We start from the raw sequence: 25,364 nt of genomic DNA, 5'->3' as shown, positions 1-25,364 counted from the left end.
TACTGTGACACCCCTAGGGAGGGACGACGCATTGCTGGCCCCGGGGCAGGTGGTAGGCGGGCGGTACCGGGTGACGGACCGTCCGATCGGTGCTGACGTGCGCGCGGTGGAGTCTCACAGCGGTGAGCAGACCCGGCTGGCGGCGCTCGACCTGCCGGAGTTGCTGAACCAGGACGACTGGGATGCGGAGCCGTGGACCGGGCTGGCCGAGCGGCTGGCGGCCAGGCTGGCGACGGTGCCCGCGCACCCCCGGCTGCTGCGGGGTTTCGGGGCGTTCGTCGAGGGGCGGCGGCTCTGGGTGGCGGAGGAACTGCCCGCCGGGGTGCCGCTGGCCGAGCTGGCCGAGCGGCCGTGGTCGCCGTACCGGGTGGCGGAGTTGGCGGCGGATCTGGCGGGTGCGCTGGGTGCGCTGCACCGGGCCGGGCTGGTGCACGGGAACGTTTCGGCCGATTCGGTGCTGGTCGGTGAGGACGGGGCGGCGCTGCTCGGCGGGCTGTTGGCCGGGGCGGCGGAGGAGGGGTTCTGCGCCGCGCTGGGCGGTCCGGTGCCGCGCCGGGTGTACGAGGCACGGGCGGTGCTGCTCGGGGTGCGGGCCGAGCGGTGGGCGCCGGTCGGCGGTGCGGCCGGGGACGGCTGGGCGCTCGGCGTGCTGATGTACCGGCTGCTGACCGGCCACTCGCCGTACCCGGAGCGGGAGTTGGGCGAGCTGCTGGCGGCGGTCCGGGACGGGCGGGCCGCCCCGGCGGACGGCTGTGGTCCGCTCCGGCCTGCGGTGGAGGGGCTGCTGGCCGGGGGGCTGACGCTGGGACAGTTGCGGTCCTGGCTGGCCGCGTTCCTGGCCGGGGCGCCGGAGCCGTTCGAGCGGGTGACCCCCTTGCTGCCGGTGGTCCGGCCGCGCGGTCCGGTGGTGCGCAGGCCGCGGGCGAAGACCCCGGTGGTGACCGCGGGCCGGATCGGACGGAAGGTCAGCCCGATGCTGCTGGGGCCGTTGTTGGTGGGTGGGGTGCTGGTGCTGCTGGCAGCGGCCCTGGCGGCGGTGGTCGCGTTCGGGGGCTGATCTAACCTGTGCAGGGAACGTGAATCGAACGTCTGGTACGGGGGAGCAGCCACTGTGGACGCAGGGGAGGGTCAGCGGCTGCTGGCCGGCAGATACGCGCTGGGCGAGCGGCTGGGCCGGGGCGGGATGGGCACGGTCTGGCAGGCCAGGGACGAGCTGCTGGACCGTGAGGTGGCGGTCAAGGAACTGACGGTCAGCCATCTGCCGGAGGAGGAGCTGGAGATCCTCCAGTCCCGGATGAAGCGCGAGGCCAGGGCGGCCGCGCGGATCAAGCACCCCGGCGTGATCACCATCCACGACGTGCTGGAGCAGGACGGCCGCCCGTGGATCGTGATGGAGCTGATCGACGGCCGCTCGCTGGCCGATGTGATCAGCCAGGACGGCACCCTGACGCCCCGGGAGGCGGCCGAGGTCGGCGCCCAAGTGCTGGCCGCGCTGCACCGTGGGCACCAACTCGGCGTACTGCACCGGGATGTGAAGCCCGCCAACGTCCTGCTGGAGCACGGCACCGGACGGGTGGTGCTGCTGGACTTCGGGATCGCCACCTTCGAGGGTTCGACCGAGCTGACCAGGCCGGGGGACCTGGTCGGATCGCCGGACTACCTGGCGCCGGAGCGGGCCCAGGGCGAGCGTCCGGGACCGGCCTCGGACCTGTGGGGTCTCGGCGCGACGCTGTACGCGGCGGTGGAGGGCGAGTCGCCGTTCCGGCGCAGCTCGCCGATCACCACGCTGGCCGCGGTGGTGGGTGACCCGCTGCCGGAGCCGCGCCGGGCGGGGGCGCTCGGTCCGGTGCTGGCGGCGCTGATGGCCAAGGACCCGGCCGACCGGCCGGGGGCGGACCAGGCGCTGCGGATGCTGGCGGAGGTGACGGCCGGTCACACCTTGGAGATCAAGGCGGCGCCCGCGCCCCGGCCGCAGGTGGAGCCGACCCAGTCGGTCCCGGTGGTGGACCGGTCCGAGCCGGCCGAGCCGGCGGTCGCACCGGAACCGCCGACCGAGCGGCTGACCCGTCGTCGGGTCTGGCCCCGGGTGCTGGTGGCCGGGTTGGCCACGGCTGTGCTGGCGGGGGCCGCCACGTACGCGGTGACCACCGTGACGAAGGGCGGCGCGGCTGCGCAGGAGCAGCAGCAGAGCCCGGTGCCGACCACGTCGGAGTCCTCGGCGGCCGCGCCGAAGGGCTACCGCTGGATGGACGATCCGGCCGGGTTCCGGTTCCTGCTGCCGACCGAGGGCGGTACCTGGGCGCGCTCGGTGGAGAACAACCAGATCTACTACTCGCCGGACCGGCCGGAGAGCCGGCAGCGCTACCTGCAGTTCGCGGTGGCGGTGGGCCAGCCGATGGAGCCGATCGCGCACTTCCGGGAGATGGAGGCGTCGGTCCGCAGCGGGAGCAAGGACTACCGGCAGATCTCGCTGACCAAGGTGGACGTGAACGGGGCCGAGGGCGCGGTCTGGGAGTTCACGTACACCAAGGACGGCAACCGACGGCACGTCAAGGACGTGGAGTTCCGGGATGCCAAGGGCACCTCGTACACGCTGCTGGTGGCCGCGCCGGACAACGACAAGGACTGGGTCGCGGGGCAGCGGATCCTGACCACGGTACTCAACGAGTTCGTACCGACGAGATAAAGATCTGCCACAGATATTTTCCTGTTACCGACGGGTACCGTTCGGGGCTTCGAGCGCCTAGGCTGCGCCCCATGACGGACACCACGGCAGTCGGACAGACCACCGGACGCAACCCCGCCGCCCCGGGCGCGGCCCGGACGGTCGCCTCGGCGGTCCCGGCGGCGGTGGTCGCCCGGCTCGCTCGGGGCGTCACCGCGACCGGCGAGCCCGAGCTGGTGCACACCACCGCTCCGCTCACCGGCGAGCGGCTGGCCACCCTGCCGCAGTCGACCCCGGCCGATGTCGAGGTGGCGTACCAGCTGGCCAGGCGGGCCCAGAAGGCGTGGGCCGCGCTGCCGGTCCGCCGCCGGGCCGGGGTGCTGCTGCGCTTCCACGACCTGCTGCTGAAGCGGCAGGACGAGGTGCTCGACCTGATCCAGGCCGAGACCGGCAAGGCCAGGCTGCACGCCTTCGAGGAGGTGCTCGGCGCCGCGCTGGCCGCCCGGCACTACGGCCGGAAGGCGCCGTCCTACCTGCGCGACCGCCGTCGTGGCGGTGCGATGCCGGTGCTCACGCACGCGATCGAGGCCCGTCGCCCCAAGGGTGTGATCGGGCAGATCTCGCCGTGGAACTACCCGCTGGAGCTCTCGGTCGGCGATGCGCTGCCCGCCTTCGTGGCCGGCAACGCGGTGGTCAACAAGCCGGACACGCAGACCGCGCTGACCGCGCTCTGGGCCCGCGAGCTGCTGATCGAGGCGGGGCTGCCCGCCGACCTCTGGCAGATCGTGATCGGCGACGGACCGGTGATCGGCCCGGCCGTGGTCGAGCACGCCGACTACGTCTCGTTCACCGGCTCCACCCAGACCGGCCGCGACGTCGCCCAGCGCGCCGCCGCCCGGCTGGTCGGCGCCTCGCTGGAGCTGGGTGGAAAGAACGCTCTACTGGTGCTCGCCGACGCCGACCTGGACAAGGCCGCCGAAGGCGCCGTCCGGGCCTGCTTCTCCTCCGCCGGGCAGCTCTGCATCTCGATCGAGCGGCTCTACGTGCACCGTTCGGTCGCCGAGGAGTTCCTCCGCCGGTTCGCCGAGCGGACCAGCGCACTGCGGCTCGGCGGCGGCCTGGCGTACGGGGCGGACATGGGATCGCTGGTCTCCGACCGGCAGTTGGAGACCGTCACCCGGCACGTCGAGGAGGCCGTGAAGGCCGGCGCCACCGTGCTGGCGGGCGGTCAGGCCCGCCCCGACCTCGGCCCGCTGTTCTTCGAGCCGACCATCCTGGACGGGGTCACCCCCGGCATGGCGGTCTGCGGCGAGGAGACCTTCGGTCCGGTCGTCTCGGTCTACCGCTTCGACACCGAGGACGAGGCGGTCGAGGCCGCCAACTCGACCACGTACGGCCTGAATTCGAGTGTCTGGACCAAGGACGCCCGGCGCGGCCGGGCGATCGCGGCCCGGCTGCGCACCGGCACCGTCAACGTGAACGAGGCGTACGCCGCGGCCTACGGCTCGGTCGGCGCGCCGATGGGCGGCATGGGCGACTCCGGGCTCGGCCGCCGGCACGGCTCGGACGGCATCCTGCGCTTCACCGAGGCGCAGACCATCGCCACCCAGCGGATGCTGCCGATCGCGCCCTCGCTCGGTCTGGACGACGAGAAGTTCGCCGCGCTTTTCACCACCAGCCTGAAGGCGTTGAAGGTCCTCCGTTTCAAGTAGTCGAAGCTGCAAGTAGAGCGTTCTTTCTAGGAGTTGCAGGCAATGGCGGATGGCGCTTTCGACTACGACGTGGTCGTGGTGGGTTCGGGTTTCGGCGGTTCGGTGGCCGCACTGCGGCTGACCGAGAAGGGGTACCGGGTCGCGGTGCTGGAGGCCGGACGGCGGTTCGGCCCGGACGAGCTGCCGAAGAACTCCTGGGACACCAGGAACTACGTCTGGGCCCCCGCCCTCGGCCTGTACGGCATCCAGCGGATCCACCTGTTGGCCAACGTGCTGGTGCTGGGCGGGGCCGGCGTCGGCGGCGGCTCGCTGAACTACGCCAACACCCTGTACGTCCCGCCGAAGCCGTTCTTCGAGGACCGGCAGTGGCAGCACATCACCGACTGGCAGGAGGAGTTGGGCCCGTTCTACGACCAGGCCCAGCGGATGCTCGGGGTGCGCACCAACCCGACCGTCACCCCCTCCGACGTCCACCTGAAGGCCGCCGCCGAGAAGATGGGCGTCGCCGACACCTTCCACCTGGCGCCGGTCGGGGTCTTCTTCGGCGACGGCCGGGACGGTGACGGCGAGGCCAAGGTGGCGCCGGGCACCGAGGTCGAGGACCCGTACTTCGGCGGGGCCGGGCCGAAGCGGAAGTCCTGCATCGAGTGCGGCGAGTGCATGACCGGCTGCCGGCACGGGGCCAAGAACACCCTGACCGAGAACTACCTCTACCTGGCCGAGCGGAACGGCGCCGAGATCCACCCGCTCACCACGGTCGAGCGGCTGCGCCCGGTCGAGGGCGCCAACGGGGAATGTGGCTATGCGGTCGACGTCCGGCGCACCAACTCCCGCTCCAAGGATCGGGAGAAGGCCGGGGCCCGAACCATCACCGCCGCCAAGGTGGTGGTCGCGGCCGGCACCTACGGCACCCAGACCCTGCTGCACCGGATGCGTGACAACGGCCACCTGCCCGCCATCTCGGCCAGGCTCGGCGAGCTGACCCGGACCAACTCCGAGGCGCTGGTGGGGGCTTCCACCACCGACCGGCGGTACGGCGAGAAGGTCGACTTCACCAAGGGGGTGGCGATCACCTCCTCGATCCACCCGGACGAGTTCACCCACATCGAGCCGGTCCGCTACGGCAAGGGCTCCAACGCGATGGGCGCGCTCAGCGTGCAGCAGGTGCCCGGGGTCGGTCGCGGGCCGCGCTGGCTGCGGTACGCCGTCACGGCGGCCAGGCACCCGGTGATCTTCGCGCAGTCGATGAACCAGCACCGCTGGTCGGAGAAGACCATCATCGGCCTGGTGATGCAGTCGCTGGACAACTCGATCACCGTCTCACTGAAGAAGTCCGGGATCGGCAAGGGCAAGCTGACCTCCCGTCAGGGCCACGGCGCGCCGAACCCGACGTACATCCCGGCCGCCGAGGCGGGCGCCAGGGCGCTGGCCGAGTCGATCAACGGCTTCGCCGGCAGCACCGTCGGCGAGATCTTCGACATCCCGATGACCGCCCACTTCATCGGTGGCTGCCCGATCGCCGACAGTCCCGAGGGCGGCGTGGTCGACCCGTACCAGCGGCTCTACGGCTACCCCGGCATCAGCGTGGTGGACGGCTCCACCATCTCCGCCAACCTCGGCGTCAATCCCTCGCTCACCATCACCGCCCAGGCGGAGCGGGCGATGTCGATGTGGCCGAACAAGGGCGAGACGGACGCCCGCCCCGAGCAGGGCGAGGAGTACCGCCGGGTGCCCGCGGTCACCCCGCTGGCGCCGGCCGTCCCGAAGGGCGCCTTCGGTGAGCTGCTGATCCCGGTGCCGAAGGTGCCGAAGAAGCTCGGTTGACACTCTCTCGACGGCGGTGGGATAACGGCCCCTGACGAGGGGGAACGAATGGCGATCTGTGGTGGGTGCGGCGCGGCGTCGGCCGAGGGGGCGACGCGCTGCGCGGCGTGCGGGCAGTCGCTCGCGATCGGTGAGGTCGAGTTCGGCGGCGGTGGGCTCAATGCACCGCAGCAGGAGGGAAGTTGGGGCGCAGGGGTGGTGGTCGAGGCGAAGCCCCGGCCGGCCGTGCTGCGCTGGTTCACCGAGGCCGACTGGCGCCCGGCGCTGAGGGCGGTGGCCGCGCCGACCGCGCTGCTGCTGGTGGTCGCGCTGCTGCTGTCGTTCGGCCTGGCAGGCGAGCGCGGAACCCTCGGCTTCGGCACTCGCTTCGGCGTCGCGCTCGCTGTGGTGCTGACCGCTTTCGGCGGCCCGGTCGGCAGTCGCATGGAGATCGGTGACGAGAAGTTCTCCTCAGCGCTGGTCAACCAGATGTGGGTACTGCCGATGACGGTCACCCTGCTCTGGGCCGTGCTGTTCGGGTACGGCCTCCGGGCGGCCCGGCGGCGCCTGGCGCCGGAGCCGACCATCCGTCGGCTGCTGGCCGAAGCCGGCCGCCCGGTGCTGTTGACGGTGGTGGTCACCGCCGCGCTCGGCCTGCTCGCCGGGGTCGAGCACCACAACTCCGGCCGCCGGGAGGAACTGGGCGGGCCGATGGACTGGCTGTTCCAGTTCGCCTTTGCCGACCATGTGACGGTGTCGGTCGGCACGGCCTGGTCGGCACTCGGCTCGGCCGTCCTGGCCACGGCTCTGGCTGCGGGGGTGTACGGCGCGGACAGGCTGCGCGGGGCCCTCGGCGACTGGACGGCGAGTGCGGCGGCCGCCGCTCGGGCGCTGTCGCTGACGGTCGCGTTGGCCACCGTGGTGGCGCTGGTCCTGACGGCTTCGCTGATGCCGCTGGAGGTGACACTGCTGGGGCTCCTGGTGCTGCCCAACCTCGGGCTGAACCTGCTCGGTTTCGGCTCGGGTGCCACGGCGGGGCTGTGGCAGGAGCGCAGCGGGCCGGCCGAGTTCGACCTGCGCGACGAGCTGGACCAGAACTTCTCGCTCTTCGACCTGGCCGGGCAGACAGGTCACTGGCGGTGGACCGTGCTGCTCGCGCTGGCTGCCGCTCTGCTGCTCGGTCGGGCGGTGCGCCGGCTCGACCTGGCCGGCCGGATCCGGGCGGCGGGGTTCTACTGGATCGGCGCCAGCCTGCTGATGCTGCTCTCCGGGATGACCCAGTGGAGCGGGGCCGACCTGCGCGGCACGGCCGGCGAGGCATTCGGGATCGACCCGGCGGAGCCCGTGGGCGCTCAGGCCTCGATCGGCCTGGCGCTGCTCTCCGTCCTTGCGGCCAACCTGGTCTGGACGGCGGTCGGTGCGTTCGCGGTGCCGCTGCTGTTCCGCCGCGAGCCGCTGCCGCTGCCGGTGCTGCCGCCTGAGGCGCCGTCAGTGGTCCCGCCGCAGCCGACACACGTGCCGTTCGCCGGTGAGGTACTGGACTCGCACACGACCGACAGGTAGCCGGACGGGCAAAGGGCCCCGCGGGGGAACGGGGCCCTTTGTCGTTCAGCACACGGCGTCAGGGCGGCGCCGGTGCTGCGGTGACGGCGCCGGGGGATGAGCGCCGTCCGGAAGGATGGTCCGGATGCGGGGCGGCCCTTAACGGAGCGTGATGTTCAGGCTGACGACAGGTCAACCCCGCATGCAGCATCGTGCTGGACGGAGCCCCGGGTCTGCAACCGGTTCGACGCAGTTCGGTACAGTCCGACTCGTACTCGGTCGGACCGGCGTACCCTGTCCGACGGTTCGGAGACGAGCGAATCGGACCGGAAGGTCGACTACGCTCCGTAGTAGTGGCCAGTGGGACGGGTCGAGAGCTCCAGAGGTACGGCGGCCGGAGCCCGGCGTCCCGGACGCAGGCCGCCGTACCTCTTTCACTGGTTCAGTCGTGCCCGGGCGGCTGTCCCCTGCCGATCCGGTCACACCACCCGCGCACGGTCCCACGGCGGGCCGTCCCCGACAGGGGAGCGGCGGCGCCACGCGCGCCGGTGGACTGAGAGATCCACGCGCATGGGTCGGGTTCGACCACCCGGCCGGCCTCGCGCCTGGCAGGCGCGACCCGGAAGGTGCGGTCGTCAGGAGCAACGATCCTGCCGGGCGCCGGTCACGCCGGACGGCGTGGGCAAGCGGGTGAAACAGGGGCGCTGTGTCGGCCGGTAGAATCTGAGGTGACACCCCCACACCGCTGCCGGAAGGCCGTCCGTGTCCTCTGCTACTCCCGACCAGTCCGCTCCCGAGCTCGACACCGTACTGGTGGTCGACTTCGGCGCCCAGTACGCCCAGCTCATCGCCCGTCGGGTGCGTGAGGCCCGGGTCTACAGCGAGATCGTCCCGAGCACCATGCCGGTGGCCGAGATGCTCGCCAAGAACCCGAAGGCGATCATCCTGTCCGGTGGCCCCTCCTCGGTCTACGAGGACGGCGCGCCCCGCCTGGACCGCGCGATCTTCGAGGCCGGGGTCCCGGTCTTCGGCATGTGCTACGGCTTCCAGCTGATGGCCATCACGCTCGGCGGCACCGTCGACAACTCCGGTGCCCGTGAGTACGGCCGCACCGAACTGCACGTCAGCAAGTCCGGCTCCACCCTGTTCGAGGGCACCCCGGCCGAGCAGGCGGTCTGGATGTCGCACGGCGACGCCTGCTCCGCCGCCCCCGAGGGCTTCACCGTCACCGCGTCCACCGACGTGGTGCCGGTCGCCGCCTTCGAGAACGACGAGAAGAAGCTCTACGGCGTCCAGTACCACCCCGAGGTGCTGCACTCCACGCACGGCCAGCAGATCCTGGAGCACTTCCTCTACCGGGGTGCCGGGATCGCGCCGAACTGGACCACCGTCAACGTGGTCGACGAGCAGGTCGCGCTGATCCGCGAGCAGGTCGGCAGCAAGCGCGCGATCTGCGGCCTCTCCGGTGGCGTGGACTCCGCCGTCGCCGCCGCACTGGTGCAGCGGGCCATCGGCTCGCAGCTCACCTGCGTGTACGTCGACCACGGTCTGATGCGCAAGGGCGAGACCGAGCAGGTCGAGAAGGACTTCGTCGCCGCCACCGGCATCCAGCTCAAGGTGGTCGACGCCCAGGAGCGCTTCCTGACCGCGCTGGCCGGGGTCAGCGACCCCGAGGAGAAGCGCAAGATCATCGGCCGGGAGTTCATCCGGGTCTTCGAGCAGGCCCAGGCCGAGATCGTGGCCGAGGCCGGCGAGCACGGCGAAGAGGTCGAGTTCCTGGTCCAGGGCACCCTGTACCCGGACGTGGTGGAGTCCGGTGGCGGCACCGGCACCGCCAACATCAAGTCGCACCACAACGTCGGCGGGCTGCCCGAGGACCTGCAGTTCAAGCTGATCGAGCCGCTGCGCAAGCTGTTCAAGGACGAGGTCCGGATGGTCGGCCAGGAGCTCGGCCTGCCGGAGGAGATCGTCCAGCGCCAGCCGTTCCCGGGCCCCGGCCTGGGCATCCGGATCGTCGGCGAGGTCACCAAGGAGCGGCTGGACCTGCTCCGCGAGGCCGACGCGATCGCCCGTGAGGAGCTCACGCTGGCCGGTCTCGACCGCGAGATCTGGCAGTGCCCGGTGGTCCTGCTGGCGGACGTCCGCAGCGTCGGCGTGCAGGGCGACGGCCGCACCTACGGTCACCCGATCGTGCTGCGCCCGGTCTCCTCCGAGGACGCCATGACGGCCGACTGGTCCCGCCTGCCGTACGAGGCGCTGGCGAAGATCTCGACCCGGATCACCAACGAGGTCAAGGACGTCAACCGGGTGGTGCTGGACATCACCAGCAAGCCCCCGGGCACCATCGAGTGGGAGTAATTCCCACCGTGTGATGAACGGCCGCGCCGCTGCCCCCGTATGAAGGGGTGGCGGCGCGGCCGTTTCGGTAGGGGGCCGTGCCACCGAAACGGCGGGACAACGGGCAGAATCGGACCGGACCTGTCAGCAGTTGACGGGCCGCGAGCGGAGGGTGTCGGCGCATGGCGGTGGGGCATGGTGGGCCGGAACAGTCGGGAAGAGCGGAACGAGTGGCGCAGTGGCGGGAGTTGGGCACCCGGTACGCACTGCTGCCGCTCCGGCTGTTCCTCGGACTGACCTTCGTCTATGCCGCCTTCGACAAGCTGTCGGACTCGCACTACCTGGCCGGGGCCGGTGACGCGGCCTCCTTCGTCTCGCAGACCACCGCCGTCAAGCCGCTCAGCCCGATCGGCTGGGCGCTCGGTCCGGCGCTGGACTACCCCACCTTCTTCGCGCTGGCCATCGCCTTCGGCGAGCTGGCGGTCGGCCTCGGCACCGTGTTCGGCCTCTGGGGCCGGATCGCGGCCACCGGTGGCGCCCTGATCAGCCTCAGCCTCTGGCTGACCGTCAGCTGGAACGTCGCGCCGTACTACCTCGGCAACGACCTGGTCTACCTGATGGCCTGGCTGCCGCTGGTGCTGGCGGGTACGCCGTACCTGTCGGTGGACGGCTACCTGGCCGGGCGCTCAGGCCGGGACCGGGGGCGCGGGCTGGCGGAGGACCAGGTCCGCCGCCGGGCGCTGGTGGACGGCGGGATCGCGGCCGTCGCGCTGGGCGGGGCCGGGCTGCTGGCCGGGTCGCTGACCGCCACCTTCGGGCGGGACACCAAGACCGTCGCGGCTCCGACACCGCCGCCCACCTCCTCGCCGGGTGCCGCCACGGGCGGTGCCAAGGTGTCGGTCGCCGCCGCCAGTGTCCCGGTCGGCGGGTCGGCCCAGGTGAAGGACCCGGCCTCCGGCGACGCGGTCTACATCGTGCAGCCCAAGGCGGGGCAGTACTGCGGCTTCTCCTCGGTCTGCACCCACTCCGGCTGCGCCGTGGACGCCCCCAAGAACAACCAGATGTACTGCCCGTGCCACGGCTCGCGGTTCGACGCCACCACCGGTGCGGTGATCAACGGACCGGCCACCAAGCCGCTGCCCAAGTACACCGTCACCAAGAACGGCGAGCAGCTGGACCTGGGCGCGGTGCAGTCCTAGGCCCCTGGCCCCTAGGGCGTGTCCTCCGGGTCGGCCGGGGTCGGGTCGGCCTGGAGTTGGCCGGCCGGCCGGCCGCGCCGGGTCATCGCCGACACCGCGCCGGCCAGGCCGGCCGTGCCGAGCACGATGAAGGTGACCGGGAGCACGATCCGGCCGTTCACCGTGCGGTCGTTCAGCGAGGCGACCAGGTAGAGCACGGCGATCACGGTGAACAGGGTGCCCGCGATCAGGGAGTAGACGTCCAGCCGGTGCTTCCTCATGACTGCACCACCCTGAGGTCGCCGAGGCCGACGGTGAGCGTGAGGTCGAGCGTCCCCTTGGACGGCTGACCGTTGGTCGGATGCAACTGGTACTCCACGTTGTTGCCCGCCCCCGAGGACAGGTTGCGATCGGCGACCCGGATGTCGCCCAGGACGGCGTGCAGGGTCAGTCGGACGTCCACGTCACCGGGGACGGTCACCCGCAGGTCACCCGCGCCGAGCTTGGCCGCCGTGGTGACGGTGCCGCCCGCCGGGTCGATCCCGCTCAGGTCGAGGCCGGCGTCGCCCGCGCCGAGCCGGTACTCGGGCTGCATGTCGGCGACCGAGGCGGGCGCCCACAGGCGGTCCCCGAAGCTGCCCTCCAGGGTGACGTTCGAGCCCGAGGCCCCAGCCAGCGCGATGGTCAGCAGCACGGCGGGTACGGTCAGCCCGCGCGCCCGGCCGTACCGGGCGCCGACCAGGATCACCACCCCGAGCGCGAGCAGTGCGGCCGACAGCACGGTGGAGACCCGCACCGTGTCACCCTGACTCCTCATCAGCCACCAGGCCAGCGTGCCCGCGCCGCCGGCCAGCAACAGCCCGGCCGGGCCCAGGAACGACCGCTCCCGGCGCCGCACCGCCGGTCGCGGTCGAGCGGGTGGCAGCGGGGCGGACCGGCCGCTCTTGCGCAGCGGGTCGCCCGGCGGCAGATCGGTGCGCTGCCACCACGGCAGGGCCTCGTGCGGCGGGCGCGGGGCCGGTGGCGGCTGCGGGGCCTGCGGCGGCTGGGGGAGCTGCCCGGCGTACGGGTTGCGCTCCGGGTGCCGCGGATCCCAGAGGTAGCCGGAAGGACCCGGCGCCGGGGTGTCGGTCGGTACGGTGCCCGCCGACCGCTCCCGGGCGTGCTGCTCGGCCGCCCGCTCGCGCCAGTCGGCCGGAGTGCCGCCGAGGTGGTACGGGTGGCCGTTCTCGTCCACCGGCCGGTCGTACGGCCCGGCCGGGCCGTACTGCCAGTGGTGGAAGCGCCGGCCGAGGCGGCCTCGGCGGCGCCGCTCCGGGTCGTACCTGACGGCCAGCAGGATCAGGCCGCCGAGCAGCAGGATCGGGAACAGCTGCCCGCCGTCGCCCATCGAGGAGAAGAACACCCCGGTGCCGATCAAGGTCAGCAGCACCGCGCCGATCGACTGCCCGTCCACCCGGCCGGTCAGCACCCGTTGCAGCTCGGTCCGGCCCGGCCGGCCCTCGGCCGTCGGCTCGCGCGGCACGATCAGCCAGGCCAGGCCGTACAGGAACAGGCCGAGGCCGCCGGACAGGCAGAGCACCGCGATCACCACCCGGAACACCACCGGGTCGATGTCCAGGTGCCGCCCGAGACCGCCGCACACGCCGGCCACCACCCGGTGCCGTTCACTGCGGGTCAGTGGCGGGCGCTGCCGCTCCGGGTCGGCCGGCGTGCCCGTCGGGCCCGGCGCGGTGATCTGGTCGTCCGTCATGGCTCCTATCCTGCTGGTCCGACCGCTCGTGCCCAACCTTCCGGTGCCCGGTACGGACCCTGATCTCTCCCTGAGAAGGATCGGGGGTGCCACCCTGATGCGTTCGGGGCGGCGGACGTGTGACCATCGGTGGCGTGGCAGCACCCGGCACCGATCCCAGACCCCTCGCACCCGACGGCCCGCGCCCCTCTGACGCACCGTCAGCCGACCTCGGGGCGGCATCCCCGCCCTACCGCCGGCTCTACCGGAGCCCGCACGGACGGATGCTCGGCGGCGTGGCGCACGGCCTGGCCCTGCACCTGGGCCTGCCGGTCACCTGGGTCCGGGTCGCCTTCGTGCTGCTGTTCTTCGCGCAGGGGATCGGGGTGCTGCTGTACGCGGCGTTCTGGTTCGTGGTGCCGATCGGCATCGGCCAGCCCGCGCCGGGCGGCGGGCCGCGCTGGGCGTACGTCAACGGTGGGTTCGTGCCCGCCGACGCGGTGGTCGGCGGCGAGCTGCGCAAGGGCCGACCCGGCCGGGTCGGCCGGCTGCGCGAGCTGCTGCAGCGCACCTTCCACGGCGAGACGGCGGTGGCCGGAGGCCCCGCGGAGGCCGTCGCGGACGCCAGGCCGACCAGGGGCGGGTTGGGGCAGCTGCTCGCGCTGCTGCTGCTGGTGGTCGGGATCATGGCGCTGCTCAACGCGCTGCACATCCAGACCGCAAGGCCGTACGTCTGGCCGCTGCTCACCATCGGGGTCGGTGTCGCGCTGGTCTGGCGGCAGGCCGACGACTCGCGCTGGCAGCGCTGGTTCGGTCTGGAGGAGGGCACCAAGCGGCGGGCCGCGTACACCAGGGTCGGCACCGGGGTGCTGCTGGTGGTCGCGGGCACCGTCGGCTTCCTGATCCTGCAGGGCAGTGACTCCACGGTGTCCTCGGTGATCGAGGCCGCGCTCGCGGTGCTGGCCGGCGTGCTGGTGCTGGTCGGCCCGTACGCGCTGCGGATGTGGCAGGACCTCGGCACCGAGCGGACGGCCAGGATCAGGGCCCAGGAGCGGGCCGAGATCGCCGCCCACGTGCACGACTCGGTGCTGCACACCCTGACGCTGATTCAGCGCAACGCCGACGACGCCAAGGAGGTGCTCCGTCTCGCCCGGGCCCAGGAACGGGAGTTGAGGCTCTGGCTGTACCGCCCGGAGGCCGCCGCCGAGGCCGCCCCGGACACCCTGGCCGAGCGGATCCGCTCGGTGGTGGCCGAGGTGGAGGACCTGCACGGGGTGCCGGTGGAACTGGTCTGCGTCGGCGACTGCCCGATGGACGACCGGATCGCGGCCCAGATCCAGGCCGGGAGGGAGGCGATGGTCAACGCCGCCAAGTACGGTGGCGGAGGACCGGTCCAGGTCTACGCCGAGGTGGAGGGACGGACGGTGTCGGTGTTCGTCCGCGACCACGGGCCCGGCTTCGACCCGGACGGCGTGCCGGAGGACCGGATGGGCGTACGGGAGTCGATCATCGGCCGGATGAAGCGCAACGGCGGCACCGCGAGGGTGCGGCCCGCGCCGGACGGCGGGACCGAGGTCGAGCTGGAGATGGAGAGAGCAGATGACTGACGCTGTGTCGGGGGCCGTTGAGGCTGTGCCGGATCGGGTTGCCCGGGTGGTGCTGGTGGACGACCACCGGATGTTCCGGACCGGGGTGCGGGCCGAGATCGGGCGCACCGAGGTCACCGGCATCGACGTGGTCGGGGAGGCCGACGACGTCGAGTCGGCGATCCAGGTGGTGGCCGAGACCCGGCCCGACGTGGTGCTGCTCGACGTCCACCTGCCCGGCGGCGGCGGGGTCGAGGTGCTGCGCCGCTCCGCCCCGCTGATGTCCGACCCGAACGGGGTCCGCTTCCTGGCACTGTCGGTCTCCGACGCCGCCGAGGACGTGATCGGCGTGATCCGCGGCGGTGCGCGCGGCTACGTCACCAAGACCATCACCGGTGCCGACCTCGTCAACGCGATCTTCCGGATCTCGGACGGCGACGCGGTGTTCTCCCCGCGGCTGGCCGGCTTCGTGCTGGACGCCTTCGCCGCCACCGACACCCCGCCGGTCGACGAGGACCTGGACCGCCTCACCCAGCGCGAGCGCGAGGTGCTCCGGCTGATCGCGCGCGGCTACGCGTACAAGGAGATCGCCAAGCAGCTCTTCATCTCGGTGAAGACGGTGGAGTCGCACGTGTCGGCGGTGCTGCGCAAGCTCCAGCTGAGCAACCGGCACGAGCTGACCCGCTGGGCGACGGCGCGGCGGCTGGTCTGACGGCGGTCCGGGGCTGGGGCCGGGGGGAGTGGGCTGTTTTCTCCGGAGGTGTCGGTGCGGGCCCATAGACTCGTAGGGCCATGACTAGCCTCTTTGACAACCTTCCGCTCCCCGGCTTCGAGCTTCCGTCCTCGGCCGGGTCGAAGCAGCCACCCGCAGAGCCTCCGTTCGCGGACGAGGAGCCGCCGCCGTACGACGATGTGCCGTACGACGACTCGTACGAAGAGGCGGTGCCGGACGGGCTGTTCCAGACCGACCACGCGGCTCAGGCCGAGCGGGACGCGTTCTACCGGAACGGTGCGGCGCGGACGGTGATCGACCCGGCGCAGCTGCTGGAGGGGATGAACGACCCGCAGCGGGAGGCGGTGATCCACTCCGGGGCGCCGCTGCTGCTGGTGGCCGGGGCCGGGTCGGGGAAGACCCGGGTGCTGACGCACCGGATCGCGTACCTGCTCGGCGCGCGGGGGGTGCAGCCGGGGGAGATCCTGGCGATCACCTTCACCAACAAGGCCGCGGGCGAGATGCGGGAGCGGGTCGAGGCGCTGGTCGGGCCGCGGGCGCGGGCGATGTGGGTGTCGACCTTCCACAGTGCGTGTGTGCGGATCCTGCGCCGGGAGAGCAAGGTGCTCGGCTTCACGTCGAGCTTCTCGATCTACGACTCGGCGGACTCGCAGCGGCTGATGGCGCTGGTCTGCCGGGATCTGGATCTGGACCCGAAGCAGTTCCCGCCGAAGTCCTTCACCTCGAAGATCAGCAACCTGAAGAACGAGCTGATCGACGAGGAGACGTACGCCGGCCAGGCGGCGAACCCGATGGAGCGGAAGCTCGCCGAGGCGTACCACCTCTACCAGCGGCGGTTGAGGGAAGCCAACGCGCTGGACTTCGACGACATCATCATGACCACGGTGAACCTGCTCCAGGCCTTCCCGGACGTGGCCGAGCACTACCGGCGGCGGTTCCGGCACATCCTGGTCGACGAGTATCAGGACACCAACCACGCCCAGTACATGCTGGTCCGGGAGTTGAGCGGCGGCGCGGTGGCCGCGCAGCCGAAGCGGACGGTGGACGGGGACTTCGTGAACCCGGCGGCCGGCCGGCTGTCCGAGGTGCCGCCGGCCGAGCTCTGCGTGGTGGGTGACGCGGACCAGTCGATCTACGCCTTCCGTGGCGCGACGATCCGGAACATCCTCCAGTTCGAGGAGGACTACCCGAACGCGACCACCATCCTGCTGGAGCAGAACTACCGCTCCACGCAGACGATTCTGAGCGCCGCGAACTCGGTGATCGAGCGCAACACCGGGCGCCGGGAGAAGAAGCTCTGGACGGCCGGTGACCACGGCGAGAAGGTGATCGGCTACGTCGCGGACGACGAGCACGGCGAGGCGCAGTTCATCGCCGACGAGATCGACCGGCTGACGGACGCCGGGAGTGCCAGGCCCGGTGACGTGGCGATCTTCTACCGGACGAACGCGCAGTCCCGGGTGTTCGAGGAGGTGTTCATCCGGGTCGGCCTGCCGTACAAGGTGGTCGGCGGGGTGCGCTTCTACGAGCGCAAGGAGGTCCGGGACGTGCTCGCGTACCTGCGGGTGCTCTCGAACCCCGAGGACACCGTGCCGCTGCGGCGGATCCTGAACGTGCCCAAGCGCGGGATCGGCGACCGCGCGGAGGCGATGATCGACGCGCTCTCGCAGCGTGAGCGGATCAGCTTCTCGCAGGCGCTGGTGCGGGTGGACGAGGCGTACGGGATGGCCGCCCGGTCGGCCAACGCGGTGCGCAAGTTCAACGAGATGATGGCCGGGCTGCGGCAGATCGTCGAATCCGGGGCAGGTCCGGCGGCGGTGCTGGAGGCGGTGCTGGAGGAGACCGGGTACCTGGCGGAGCTTCAGGCCTCGACCGACCCGCAGGACGAGACCCGGGTGGAGAACCTCCAGGAGCTCGCCTCGGTGGCGCTGGAGTACGAGCAGGACCCGGGTGAGCGGCCGGAGGGTGACGACGAAGGGACGCCGCCGGTCGGCTCGTTGGCGGACTTCCTGGAGCGGGTCGCGCTGGTCGCGGACTCGGATCAGATCCCCGATGACGAGGACGGCGCGGGTGTCATCACGATGATGACGCTGCACACCGCGAAGGGGCTCGAGTTCCCGGTGGTGTTCCTGACCGGCATGGAGGACGGGATCTTCCCGCACATGCGGGCGCTCAACCAGGTCAAGGAGCTGGAGGAGGAGCGGCGGCTCGCGTACGTCGGGCTGACCCGGGCGCGGGAGCGGCTGTACCTGACCAGGTCGGTGCTGCGCAGTGCGTGGGGGCAGCCCTCGTACAACCCGGCCTCGCGGTTCCTGGAGGAGATCCCGGCCGAGCTGGTGGAGTGGAAGCGTACGGGGGCGTCGGCGGTGCCGGCCTCGCGTGGGTTCTCGTCGTCGGGTGGCTCGTCCGGTTCGGGTGCCAGGAAGTCGGCGGGGGCGGCGAGTTCGCCGAAGGCCGGCTGGGGCCAGTCAGCCCGGCGGGTCACCGAGCGGGAGGCCGTCTCGCTGGCGGTCGGCGACCGGGTCACCCACGACAGTTTCGGGCTCGGCACGGTGGTGGCGACCACGGGCGTCGGGGACAAGGCCCAGGCCACGGTGGACTTCGGGGCCACCGGGCGCAAGCAGTTGCTGCTGCGGTACGCACCGGTCGAGAAGCTCTGACGCGCTTCGGCGGCCGGCCGTTCTGAGAGGTACGGGGCCCGTGGATGTTGTGATTTTCCCCTCCTCTGGGGAGGGGAATCCGTCAACGGGCCCCGAGAGCGCTAACCTCCCCTCAGATTCGTTATCAGTGGTTAACCACGTGCGTCCGATCAGTTCGGCCGCTGGTGGTGGGACGACGTGGTCCAGGAGGCAGTCATGGGTGTGTCAGGGCCGATCCGTGTGGTCGTCGCCAAGCCGGGGCTTGACGGTCACGACCGGGGCGCGAAGGTGATTGCGCGCGCCCTGCGGGACGCCGGTATGGAGGTCATCTACACCGGCCTGCACCAGACGCCCGAGCAGGTCGTCGACACCGCGATCCAGGAGGACGCGGACGGGATCGGCCTGTCCATCCTGTCGGGCGCTCACATGACGCTCTGCGCCCGGGTGATCGAGCTGCTCAAGGAGCGGGACGCGGCGGACATCAAGGTCTTCTGCGGCGGGATCATCCCGGAGGCCGACATCATCGAGCTCAAGCGGATCGGGGTCGCGGACATCTTCACCCCGGGCACCCCGACCCGCGACGTGGTCGCCTGGGTCGAGGCGAACCTCCGCGTCGCCAGCTGATCGGTAGTCGGTCAGCCCGCGAGTTCGGCCAGCATGACGGCCCTGAACCGGAGCGTCTCGGCGAGCCGGGCCAGGGTGTCCGCCCAGGCCGAATTCGGCGTCGCGTCGGCGGCCAGGGCGGCGACTGCGGGTGCGGTCTCGGGCGCAAGGGCGCGCTCGGTCATGCCGAGCACTCCGCTGTGGCTCCACGGGTACGCTCCCGAGGCGGCGGCCCGCTCCAGCGCCGCGACCACGGCTGTGCTCAGCGGCGGGGTCCACGGCGTGGCGCAGGCGCCGAGCAGCTGGAACGCCTCGCCGAGGCCGTGGGTCTGGATGAACGCGGCCGTCCAGGCGGCCCGTTCGGACTCCGGTAGGACCGCGAGCAGCCGGGCCGGTGCGCCCGGCGAGGGCTTACCTGCCGTACGTGCCTGTCGGTTGCCGGTGCGCCGGGGAGCCGGACCGAGCAGAGCGCGGGCCCAGCCGGCGTGCTGCTGACGGACCGCCGCTCGGGCCCAGGCCTCGTGCAGGTCCTCGGCCCAGTCGGGACCGGCCGGGTCGGTGTCGCTGACGGGGAGTCGGAGCAGCTGCTCCGGGGTGAGCCCGGTCTCCGTCGTCCAGTGCGCGAGCGGCGCGGCGGCGATCACCTCACCGAACCACCAGGCCCGCTGCCCGCGGCCGGTGGGCGACTTGAGCGGTATGCCGTCCCGCTGCATTCCGGCGTCGCACTCCTCGGGTGGGCTGACGGTCAGTCGGCTGCCCGCTGCTTCCAGGCGCACGGCGGCCCGGGCGCGCTCCGCCATCCGGACGGCCAGGGCTGATTCCGGCAGGGTGGAGAGCAGTTCGGCGGCGGTGGCCCGGACGTTCTTGCTCCGGTCGGTGAGGGTTGTCTCCAGGAAGCTCTCGTCGGCGAGGGACAGGCCTTCGTGCAGGGCATCCAGGAAGAGCAGCCGGTCCTCGGCGCGCTCGGTGGACCAGGTGCCGCGTAGCAGCTCCAGCGCGGCGGTCGGCTCGGTCCGGCGCAGCCGGGAGATCAGGGTGACCCGCTCGGCGAACAGGCCCTCCAACCAGAGCTGTTCGTCGGGCTCGGCGCCCGGCTGCTCGGTGGCGGTGCGGTGGACGTACTTCCAGTCCGGATTCTGTCCGGCGAGCCAGCGGCCGAGCGGACCGGCGAGGGCCACCACGTCGGGGCGCAGCTCGCTGCGCGCCCGGGCGGCGTCCAGCAGCGCCGGGACGGGGCGGCGGCGAGCCACTGCGGGAGCAGCTCGCCCAGGTTGGCGGTGCCGGTGTGGTGGCCGCCGAGCAGGACGGTCAGCCGGCGGACGGCTGCTGACGGGGGCTCAGGCCGGGTGTCCCCGGCGGCCGGGGTGGGCGGCTGGACCGCCGGCTCCGGGCGGGCACCGGCGCGGCGGCGGACGGTCTCCAACGCGGCCAGGTCGAGCAGCGCGGTGGCCGGGTCGGACCGGTCCACCCCGGCGGCCGGGCCGGTCGGGCTGGGCGGCAGGGGACGGCGGTCGGTGCCGAGCAGGGCGGTGGTGTGCAGCTCCTGCCAGGCGTCGGTGATGCTCATCGAGGACTCCGTAGTAGTCAGGGCACACGCCAGGGGCTCGGGGCTCCGCTGATGTGCGGCTCCGCCGCGTGGGCGACGCCGGCCACGGGACTGGGCCAAAGTGCGGGTGCGGCTTAGGTCACCTGGTGTGCGGGTTCAAGCGAAAGTGCCTGGCCAATCACGCGGCGATCACGCACCACGAGGTTGGCGTCGCAGTTCCCCGAGCCCCTGGTGGTGCATGGCTGAGGGCCTGCCTAAGTGAGGGGCGTGGCCCGGCCGTTGGTGGGCCAGGCGGTGATGGGGGCGAAGCCGCGGTGGCCGGATTCGCCGAAGACGGTGAGGGGGTGGCCCGCGGAGACCGCGGCGAGGCGCCAGAGGGCGGGCTCGGGGCAGCTGCCGGCGCGGACGGGGAGGCTGTGCTGTCCATCCGTCAGGCGCCAGCCGTCGCTGCCGAGTACGGGGACGACGCCGGAGAGCACGGTCGGCCAGGACTCCACCCAGGGGTCTTCGGCGACCGCCCGGCCGTACTCGGCCACCGCCTCCCCGGCCGTCACTCCGTCGGGCACCGAGGCGTCCGGCTCCGGCTCGCCGTACCGGCTGCCGAGCACGGCCCGCAGCGGGCGGACGCCGGGGTGGAAGGCGAGATCGGCCTCCAGCAGCCGGCCGACGGGGAGGGCGAGTTCGGGGGCCCGGCCCGGGCCGCCGAAGGCGAGCAGCAGGGCCGGGCGGCCGGTCTTGGCGCCGCGGAGCCAGATCCGGCGGGTGGTCAGCCGGTCGTCGGCGGTGTCCCGGGAGCCGAGCACCAGCCAGCGGTCCCGGACCGTCGGCCCGGACAGCAGCTCGGCGGTGTCGGTGGGGACGCCGACCCGGTGGCGGACGGTGGCGGCGAGCTCCTCGGGCAGCTGGTCGGCCCGGCCGACCGCGCCCGCCAGCAGGTGCAGCAGCGCGTACTCGGCCAGCCGCTCCTGGCTCGGCAGGTGGCTCAACTCCCGTACCTGGGCGGCGAGCCTGGGGGCCTGGGCGTCGACCATCCGGGCGGCCACCTCGTCCCAGTCGCCGGGTGGTTCGTCGGCCAGGCCGTGCCGGACCCGGTCGGCCAGCCGGAGCCGCAGCTCGGCCGCGCCGGCCGCGATCCGGGTGGTGCGGCGGGCGGCCCGGCGGGCGGCGGCGGCCGGATCGGCCGGGGCGGTGGTGGCCGCGGCCCGGCGCTCCACCGTCTGCTGACGGCTGCTCAGCCACTCGGCGACCCAGTCGGGCGGCTCGGTCGCGGTGATCGCCAGGAGGTCGCCGCTCCAGAGCAGCAGCAGGCCCAGCGCGTGCTTGCACGGGAACTTCCGGCTGGGGCAACTGCACTTGTAGGCGGGCGTGGTGAGCTCGACGACTGTTCGGTACGGCGTGCTCCCGCTGCCCGCACACAGGCCCCAGAGCGCGCCCTCGCCCTGGCCGGTCGCGGACCAGGGGGTGGGGGCGGACAGCTTGCCCGCCGCCTTGCGGGACGGCTGGTCGGGGGCGAGGGACAGGACGTGTTCGGTGCTCCAGCGTTCCTCCATGCCGATGACGCTAGGAGGGGGCACTGACAACGAGGCGGCCCGTTCACTCGAACTGATGATCTATCACTCCAGGGTCTCGAATTGTCAGTCCCGGGGTGCATGGTTGTTCTCGCAGCCCGGGAACGGATGTCCGAATCCGGGGCCTGTCCTCACTGGTAAGACGCCTGCGCCCAGTCACCCCCGACCTCTCCGTCCCTTGCCACAGCTCTGCCCTCAGCCTGCCGTCGAGCCTGCCCGCGGCCGATCCGAAGGAGCCCTGATGACCACTCGCACGAGTGCCCCCGAGACCAGCGAGGTGCTCCGCGAGCACGCCGAGGACGCCTTCGCCGCCGAGCTCGCCGCGCTCGCCGCGCAGGACGACCGGCCGCGCCCCGAGCGCTGGCGGCTCTCGCCCTGGGCGGTGGCCACCTACCTGCTCGGCGGCACCCTGCCGGACGGCACGGTGATCACGCCCAAGTACGTCGGCCCGCGCCGGATCGTCGAGGTCGCCGTCACCACGCTGGCCACCGACCGCGCGCTGCTCCTGCTCGGCGTCCCCGGCACCGCCAAGACCTGGGTGTCCGAGCACCTCGCCGCCGCCGTCAGCGGCGACTCCACCCTGCTGGTGCAGGGCACCGCCGGCACCCCCGAGGAGGCGGTCCGGTACGGGTGGAACTATGCCCAGCTGCTGGCCAACGGCCCCAGCCGGGCCGCCCTGGTGCCGTCCCCGATCATGCGGGCGATGGCGGACGGCCAGATCGCCCGGGTCGAGGAGCTGACCCGGATCCCGGCCGACGTGCAGGACAGCCTGATCACCATCCTCTCGGAGAAGACCCTGCCGATCCCCGAGCTCGGTCTGGAGACCCAGGCGGTGCGCGGCTTCAACCTGATCGCCACGGCGAACGACCGCGACCGGGGGGTCAACGAGCTCTCCAGCGCGCTGCGCCGCCGGTTCAACACGGTGGTCCTGCCACTGCCGGGCTCGCTGGAGGAGGAGGTCGACATCGTCACCCGCCGGGTCGGCCAGCTCGGCCGCTCGCTCGACCTGCCCGCGCTGCCCGAGGGCGCCGAGGAGATCCGCCGGGTGGTGACCGTCTTCCGCGAGCTGCGGGACGGCGTGACCACCGACGGCCGGACGAAGGTGAAGACGCCCAGCGGCACGCTCTCCACCGCCGAGGCGATATCGGTGGTCACCAACGGTCTGGCCCTGGCCGCCCACTTCGGCGACGGCGTGCTCCGGGCGAGCGACGTGGTCTCCGGTGTCGCGGGCGCCGTCCTGCGCGACCCGGCCACCGACCGGGTGATCTGGCAGGAGTACGTCGAGGGCGTGCTCCGCGAGCGGGACGGCTGGAAGGACTTCTACCGCGCCAGCCGGGAGAACTCCCGCTGACCGACGCCTGGTTGAGCCACAGGCAGTAGACGACTCGTTCGAGGGGAGCACGGTATGAGCGACGCAGCGGTGACGTTGCTGGGCATCCGGCACCACGGCCCGGGCTCGGCCCGGGCGGTGGCCGCCGCATTGGAGCGGCTGCGGCCGGACGTGGTGCTGATCGAGGGCCCGCCCGAGGCGGACGCCGTGGTCGGCCTGGCGGCCGAGCCCGGCATGGTGCCGCCGGTCGCCCTGCTGGCCCACGCGGTGGACGACCCGGCGCAGGCGGCGTTCTGGCCGTTCGCGGCCTTCTCCCCGGAGTGGGTGGCGATCCGGTACGCCCTCGACCAGGGCGTGCCGGTCCGGTTCATCGACCTGCCGGCGGCGTACGGCCTGGCGGCGGGTGCGGAAGTGCCGGGGGGCACTTCCGCACCCGATGGCCGAGCGCCCGAAGCCCCCGATGGTGAGGGCGCGTTGGCGCACGATCCGATCGGGCAGCTGGCCGCTGCGGCCGGTCACGCCGACTCCGAGAGCTGGTGGGAGGACGTGGTCGAGCACCGCGCCCCGCCCGCCGACCCGGGGGCCGACGCGCTGGCCCCGTTCGCCGCCGTCGCCGAGGCGATGACGGCGCTGCGCGAGCGCGCCGGCACCAGCCGCCGGGACGAGCTCCGCGAGGCGTACATGCGCCAGGCGGTCCGGGCCGCCCGGCGCGCCAAGTACGCCCGGATCGCGGTGGTCTGCGGCGCCTGGCACGTCCCGGCGCTGAGCGTCATGCCGACCGTCGCGCACGACCGGGCACTGCTGGCCGAGCTGCCGAAGAAGGTGAAGACGGAGATCACCTGGGTGCCCTGGACGCACCGCAGGCTCTCCCAGCACACCGGCTACGGCGCCGGCATCGACTCGCCCGGCTGGTACCACCATCTGTTCGCCAACGGTGCTTCGGGCGAGGGGAGTTCGGGCGGCGGGTCGCGGGCACTGGCGCACTGGATGACCAGGGTCGCCGAGCTGCTGCGGGCCGAGGACCACCCGGTCTCCTCGGCGCACGTGATCGAGGCGGTCCGGCTGGCCGAGACGCTCGCCGCGATGCGCGGCCGCCCGCTGGCCGGGCTGGCCGAGACGCTGGACGCGGTCCGGTCCGTGATGTGCGACGGCTCGGAGGTGGCTCTCGCGCTGGTGCAGGACCGGCTGGTGGTCGGCGACGCGCTCGGCGAGGTCCCGGAGTCGGCGCCGACGGTGCCGCTCCAGCGGGATCTGAGCAGGCTTCAGCGCAGCCTCCGGCTCAGGCCCGAGCCGGATCCGCGCGAGCTCGACCTCGACCTCCGGAAGGAGAACGACACCGCCCGCTCGCAGTTGCTGCACCGGTTGCGGCTGCTCGGCGTCGACTGGGGCAGCCCGGCCCGCTCGACCGTCAACTCGACCGGCACCTTCCGGGAGAGCTGGCGGCTGCGCTGGCAGCCGGAGTTCGCGGTCCGGATCGCGGTGGCGGCCCAGTGGGGCACCACGGTCGAGGCGGCCGCCACCGGCCGCGCGGTCGAGCGGGCCGCCCGGGCGACCGCCCTGCCACAGCTCACCGAGCTGGTCGAGCACTGCCTGCTGGCGGGGCTGCCGGCCGCTCTGCCCGCCGTGATGCGGGCCCTCGCCGACCGGGCCGCCCTCGACACCGACGTGGCCCAGCTCGCCGAGGCGCTCCCGGCACTGGTCCGGGCGCTGCGGTACGGCGACGTCCGAGGGACTGACAGCGCGGCCCTGGAGGGTGTCGCCCGGGGCCTTGCCGACCGGATCTGCGTCGGGCTCCCGCCCGCCTGCGTCGGGTTGGACGCGGAGCAGGCGGCCGCCCTACGCGGCCATCTGGAGAGCGTGCACGCCGCGATCGGCCTGCTGGAGACGGACGAGCCGCCCCGGGCGGCGGAGCCCGCTGACTCGTCGGCCGACTCGCTGGGCGAGCGCTGGGCGGCCACATTGCGCTCGCTGGCGCGGCGTCAGCCTCCGGCGCAGGCCGGTACCGGGGCGGCCGGTACCGGGACGGGAGCCGGGGTGCCCGGGTTGCTCCGCGGCCGGGCCACCCGGCTGCTGCTGGACGGTGGGCGGATCGACTCCGTGGAGGCCGGGCAGCGGCTCGGCCTGGCCCTCTCGCACGGCAACCAGCCGGCCGACACCGCGGGCTGGGTGGAGGGCTTCCTGGCGGGCAGCGGCGTTCTGCTGCTGCATGACCCGGCACTGCTCGGCCTGCTCGACCGCTGGCTGAGCGGGGTGCCCGCCGAGGCGTTCACCGATGTCCTGCCGTTGCTGCGGCGCACGTTCGCCGCCCTGGAGGCCGGGGTCCGCCGCACCGTCGGCGAGCGGGTCGCGGCCGGCGCCCTGGGCGGCACCGCCGCCGGAGCCGGCTCGGG

16 protein-coding genes and 2 pseudogenes are annotated in these 25,364 nt (G+C 72.9%); 14 read left to right on the top strand and 4 right to left on the bottom strand.

Going from position 1 to position 25,364, the window contains the following annotated elements; genetic code table 11:
• Positions 1-106: 106 nt before the first annotated feature.
• From ASC99_RS12310 to ASC99_RS40365, 8 genes and pseudogenes are all read left to right on the top strand, one after another.
• Positions 107-1,057, top strand: a complete 951-nt coding sequence (locus tag ASC99_RS12310) for a hypothetical protein (RefSeq protein WP_157531497.1) — start codon at positions 107-109, stop codon at positions 1,055-1,057.
• Between the two features lie 54 nt (positions 1,058-1,111).
• On the top strand, positions 1,112-2,686 hold the full coding sequence (locus ASC99_RS12305) for a serine/threonine-protein kinase (protein ID WP_057231222.1): 1,575 nt from the start codon (positions 1,112-1,114) through the stop codon (positions 2,684-2,686).
• A gap of 71 nt (positions 2,687-2,757) precedes the next feature.
• The gene (locus tag ASC99_RS12300; RefSeq protein ID WP_057231220.1) at positions 2,758-4,377 is read left to right on the top strand and encodes a succinic semialdehyde dehydrogenase; all 1,620 of its coding nucleotides are present in this window, start codon (positions 2,758-2,760) and stop codon (positions 4,375-4,377) included.
• Positions 4,378-4,419: 42 nt separating this feature from the next.
• Positions 4,420-6,201 carry a GMC family oxidoreductase gene (locus ASC99_RS12295; protein ID WP_057231218.1) on the top strand — a complete coding sequence of 594 codons (1,782 nt, stop codon included), beginning with the start codon at positions 4,420-4,422 and terminating at the stop codon, positions 6,199-6,201.
• A 48-nt stretch (positions 6,202-6,249) separates the two neighbouring features.
• A complete protein-coding gene (locus tag ASC99_RS12290; protein ID WP_157531496.1) occupies positions 6,250-7,743 on the top strand; it encodes a hypothetical protein in 1,494 nt (497 codons plus the stop codon).
• A gap of 741 nt (positions 7,744-8,484) precedes the next feature.
• Positions 8,485-10,080, top strand: coding sequence for a glutamine-hydrolyzing GMP synthase (gene guaA / locus ASC99_RS12285; protein ID WP_057231214.1), 1,596 nt, complete (start codon positions 8,485-8,487; stop codon positions 10,078-10,080).
• Between the two features lie 161 nt (positions 10,081-10,241).
• Positions 10,242-10,760 (top strand): annotated as a pseudogene (locus ASC99_RS40370) (DoxX family membrane protein); the annotation flags it as partial.
• A gap of 42 nt (positions 10,761-10,802) precedes the next feature.
• On the top strand, positions 10,803-11,258 hold the full coding sequence (locus ASC99_RS40365; protein ID WP_369824196.1) for a ubiquinol-cytochrome c reductase iron-sulfur subunit: 456 nt from the start codon (positions 10,803-10,805) through the stop codon (positions 11,256-11,258).
• Positions 11,259-11,269: 11 nt separating this feature from the next.
• On the opposite strand, the gene ASC99_RS12275 is transcribed toward ASC99_RS40365, so the two are convergent.
• Positions 11,270-11,518: a hypothetical protein gene (locus ASC99_RS12275; RefSeq protein ID WP_057231211.1), complete on the bottom strand. Its 249-nt coding sequence runs from the start codon at positions 11,516-11,518 to the stop codon at positions 11,270-11,272.
• Positions 11,515-12,990 carry a PspC domain-containing protein gene (locus tag ASC99_RS12270; RefSeq protein WP_057231209.1) on the bottom strand — a complete coding sequence of 492 codons (1,476 nt, stop codon included), beginning with the start codon at positions 12,988-12,990 and terminating at the stop codon, positions 11,515-11,517. Before ASC99_RS12270 ends, ASC99_RS12275 begins: the two co-directional genes overlap by 4 nt.
• Before the next feature lie 134 nt (positions 12,991-13,124).
• Here ASC99_RS12270 and ASC99_RS12265 point away from each other — a divergent pair, with 134 nt between their 5' ends.
• From ASC99_RS12265 to ASC99_RS12250, 4 genes are all read left to right on the top strand, one after another.
• The gene (locus ASC99_RS12265) at positions 13,125-14,576 is read left to right on the top strand and encodes an ATP-binding protein (RefSeq protein ID WP_057232104.1); all 1,452 of its coding nucleotides are present in this window, start codon (positions 13,125-13,127) and stop codon (positions 14,574-14,576) included.
• A complete protein-coding gene (locus ASC99_RS12260; RefSeq protein WP_057231207.1) occupies positions 14,569-15,267 on the top strand; it encodes a response regulator transcription factor in 699 nt (232 codons plus the stop codon). Before ASC99_RS12265 ends, ASC99_RS12260 begins: the two co-directional genes overlap by 8 nt.
• A gap of 80 nt (positions 15,268-15,347) precedes the next feature.
• The gene (gene pcrA / locus ASC99_RS12255; protein ID WP_057231206.1) at positions 15,348-17,948 is read left to right on the top strand and encodes a DNA helicase PcrA; all 2,601 of its coding nucleotides are present in this window, start codon (positions 15,348-15,350) and stop codon (positions 17,946-17,948) included.
• A 195-nt stretch (positions 17,949-18,143) separates the two neighbouring features.
• Positions 18,144-18,551, top strand: coding sequence for a cobalamin B12-binding domain-containing protein (locus ASC99_RS12250; RefSeq protein ID WP_057231203.1), 408 nt, complete (start codon positions 18,144-18,146; stop codon positions 18,549-18,551).
• 11 nt (positions 18,552-18,562) lie between these two features.
• On the opposite strand, the pseudogene ASC99_RS12245 reads toward ASC99_RS12250, so the two are convergent.
• Positions 18,563-20,097: pseudogene (locus ASC99_RS12245) on the bottom strand (DUF5691 domain-containing protein).
• A gap of 233 nt (positions 20,098-20,330) precedes the next feature.
• The gene (locus tag ASC99_RS12240) at positions 20,331-21,626 is read right to left on the bottom strand and encodes an SWIM zinc finger family protein (RefSeq protein ID WP_057231201.1); all 1,296 of its coding nucleotides are present in this window, start codon (positions 21,624-21,626) and stop codon (positions 20,331-20,333) included.
• Positions 21,627-21,885: 259 nt separating this feature from the next.
• Between ASC99_RS12240 and ASC99_RS12235 the strand changes: the two genes are divergently transcribed.
• Both ASC99_RS12235 and ASC99_RS12230 read left to right on the top strand, forming a co-directional pair.
• Positions 21,886-22,995: an AAA family ATPase gene (locus ASC99_RS12235; protein ID WP_057231199.1), complete on the top strand. Its 1,110-nt coding sequence runs from the start codon at positions 21,886-21,888 to the stop codon at positions 22,993-22,995.
• A gap of 54 nt (positions 22,996-23,049) precedes the next feature.
• Positions 23,050-25,364 (top strand): DUF5682 family protein (locus ASC99_RS12230; protein ID WP_235583033.1); only part of this gene is annotated, 2,315 nt, incomplete at its 3' end.

This window comes from Kitasatospora sp. Root107 (genome assembly GCF_001424875.1).
Lineage (GTDB): Bacteria > Actinomycetota > Actinomycetes > Streptomycetales > Streptomycetaceae > Kitasatospora.
Note: the sequence above shows the minus strand (reverse complement) of the source record. Positions and strands in the feature narration are given on the sequence as shown.

Coding starts and splice junctions, on each gene's coding strand:
- ASC99_RS12300 (WP_057231220.1), top strand. CDS start 2,758: ATGACGGACACCACGGCAGTCGGACAGACCACCGGACGCAACCCCGCC.
- ASC99_RS12295 (WP_057231218.1), top strand. CDS start 4,420: ATGGCGGATGGCGCTTTCGACTACGACGTGGTCGTGGTGGGTTCGGGT.
- ASC99_RS12290 (WP_157531496.1), top strand. CDS start 6,250: ATGGCGATCTGTGGTGGGTGCGGCGCGGCGTCGGCCGAGGGGGCGACG.
- ASC99_RS12275 (WP_057231211.1), bottom strand. CDS start 11,518: ATGAGGAAGCACCGGCTGGACGTCTACTCCCTGATCGCGGGCACCCTG.
- ASC99_RS12270 (WP_057231209.1), bottom strand. CDS start 12,990: ATGACGGACGACCAGATCACCGCGCCGGGCCCGACGGGCACGCCGGCC.
- ASC99_RS12260 (WP_057231207.1), top strand. CDS start 14,569: ATGACTGACGCTGTGTCGGGGGCCGTTGAGGCTGTGCCGGATCGGGTT.
- pcrA (WP_057231206.1), top strand. CDS start 15,348: ATGACTAGCCTCTTTGACAACCTTCCGCTCCCCGGCTTCGAGCTTCCG.
- ASC99_RS12250 (WP_057231203.1), top strand. CDS start 18,144: ATGGGTGTGTCAGGGCCGATCCGTGTGGTCGTCGCCAAGCCGGGGCTT.
- ASC99_RS12240 (WP_057231201.1), bottom strand. CDS start 21,626: ATGGAGGAACGCTGGAGCACCGAACACGTCCTGTCCCTCGCCCCCGAC.
- ASC99_RS12235 (WP_057231199.1), top strand. CDS start 21,886: ATGACCACTCGCACGAGTGCCCCCGAGACCAGCGAGGTGCTCCGCGAG.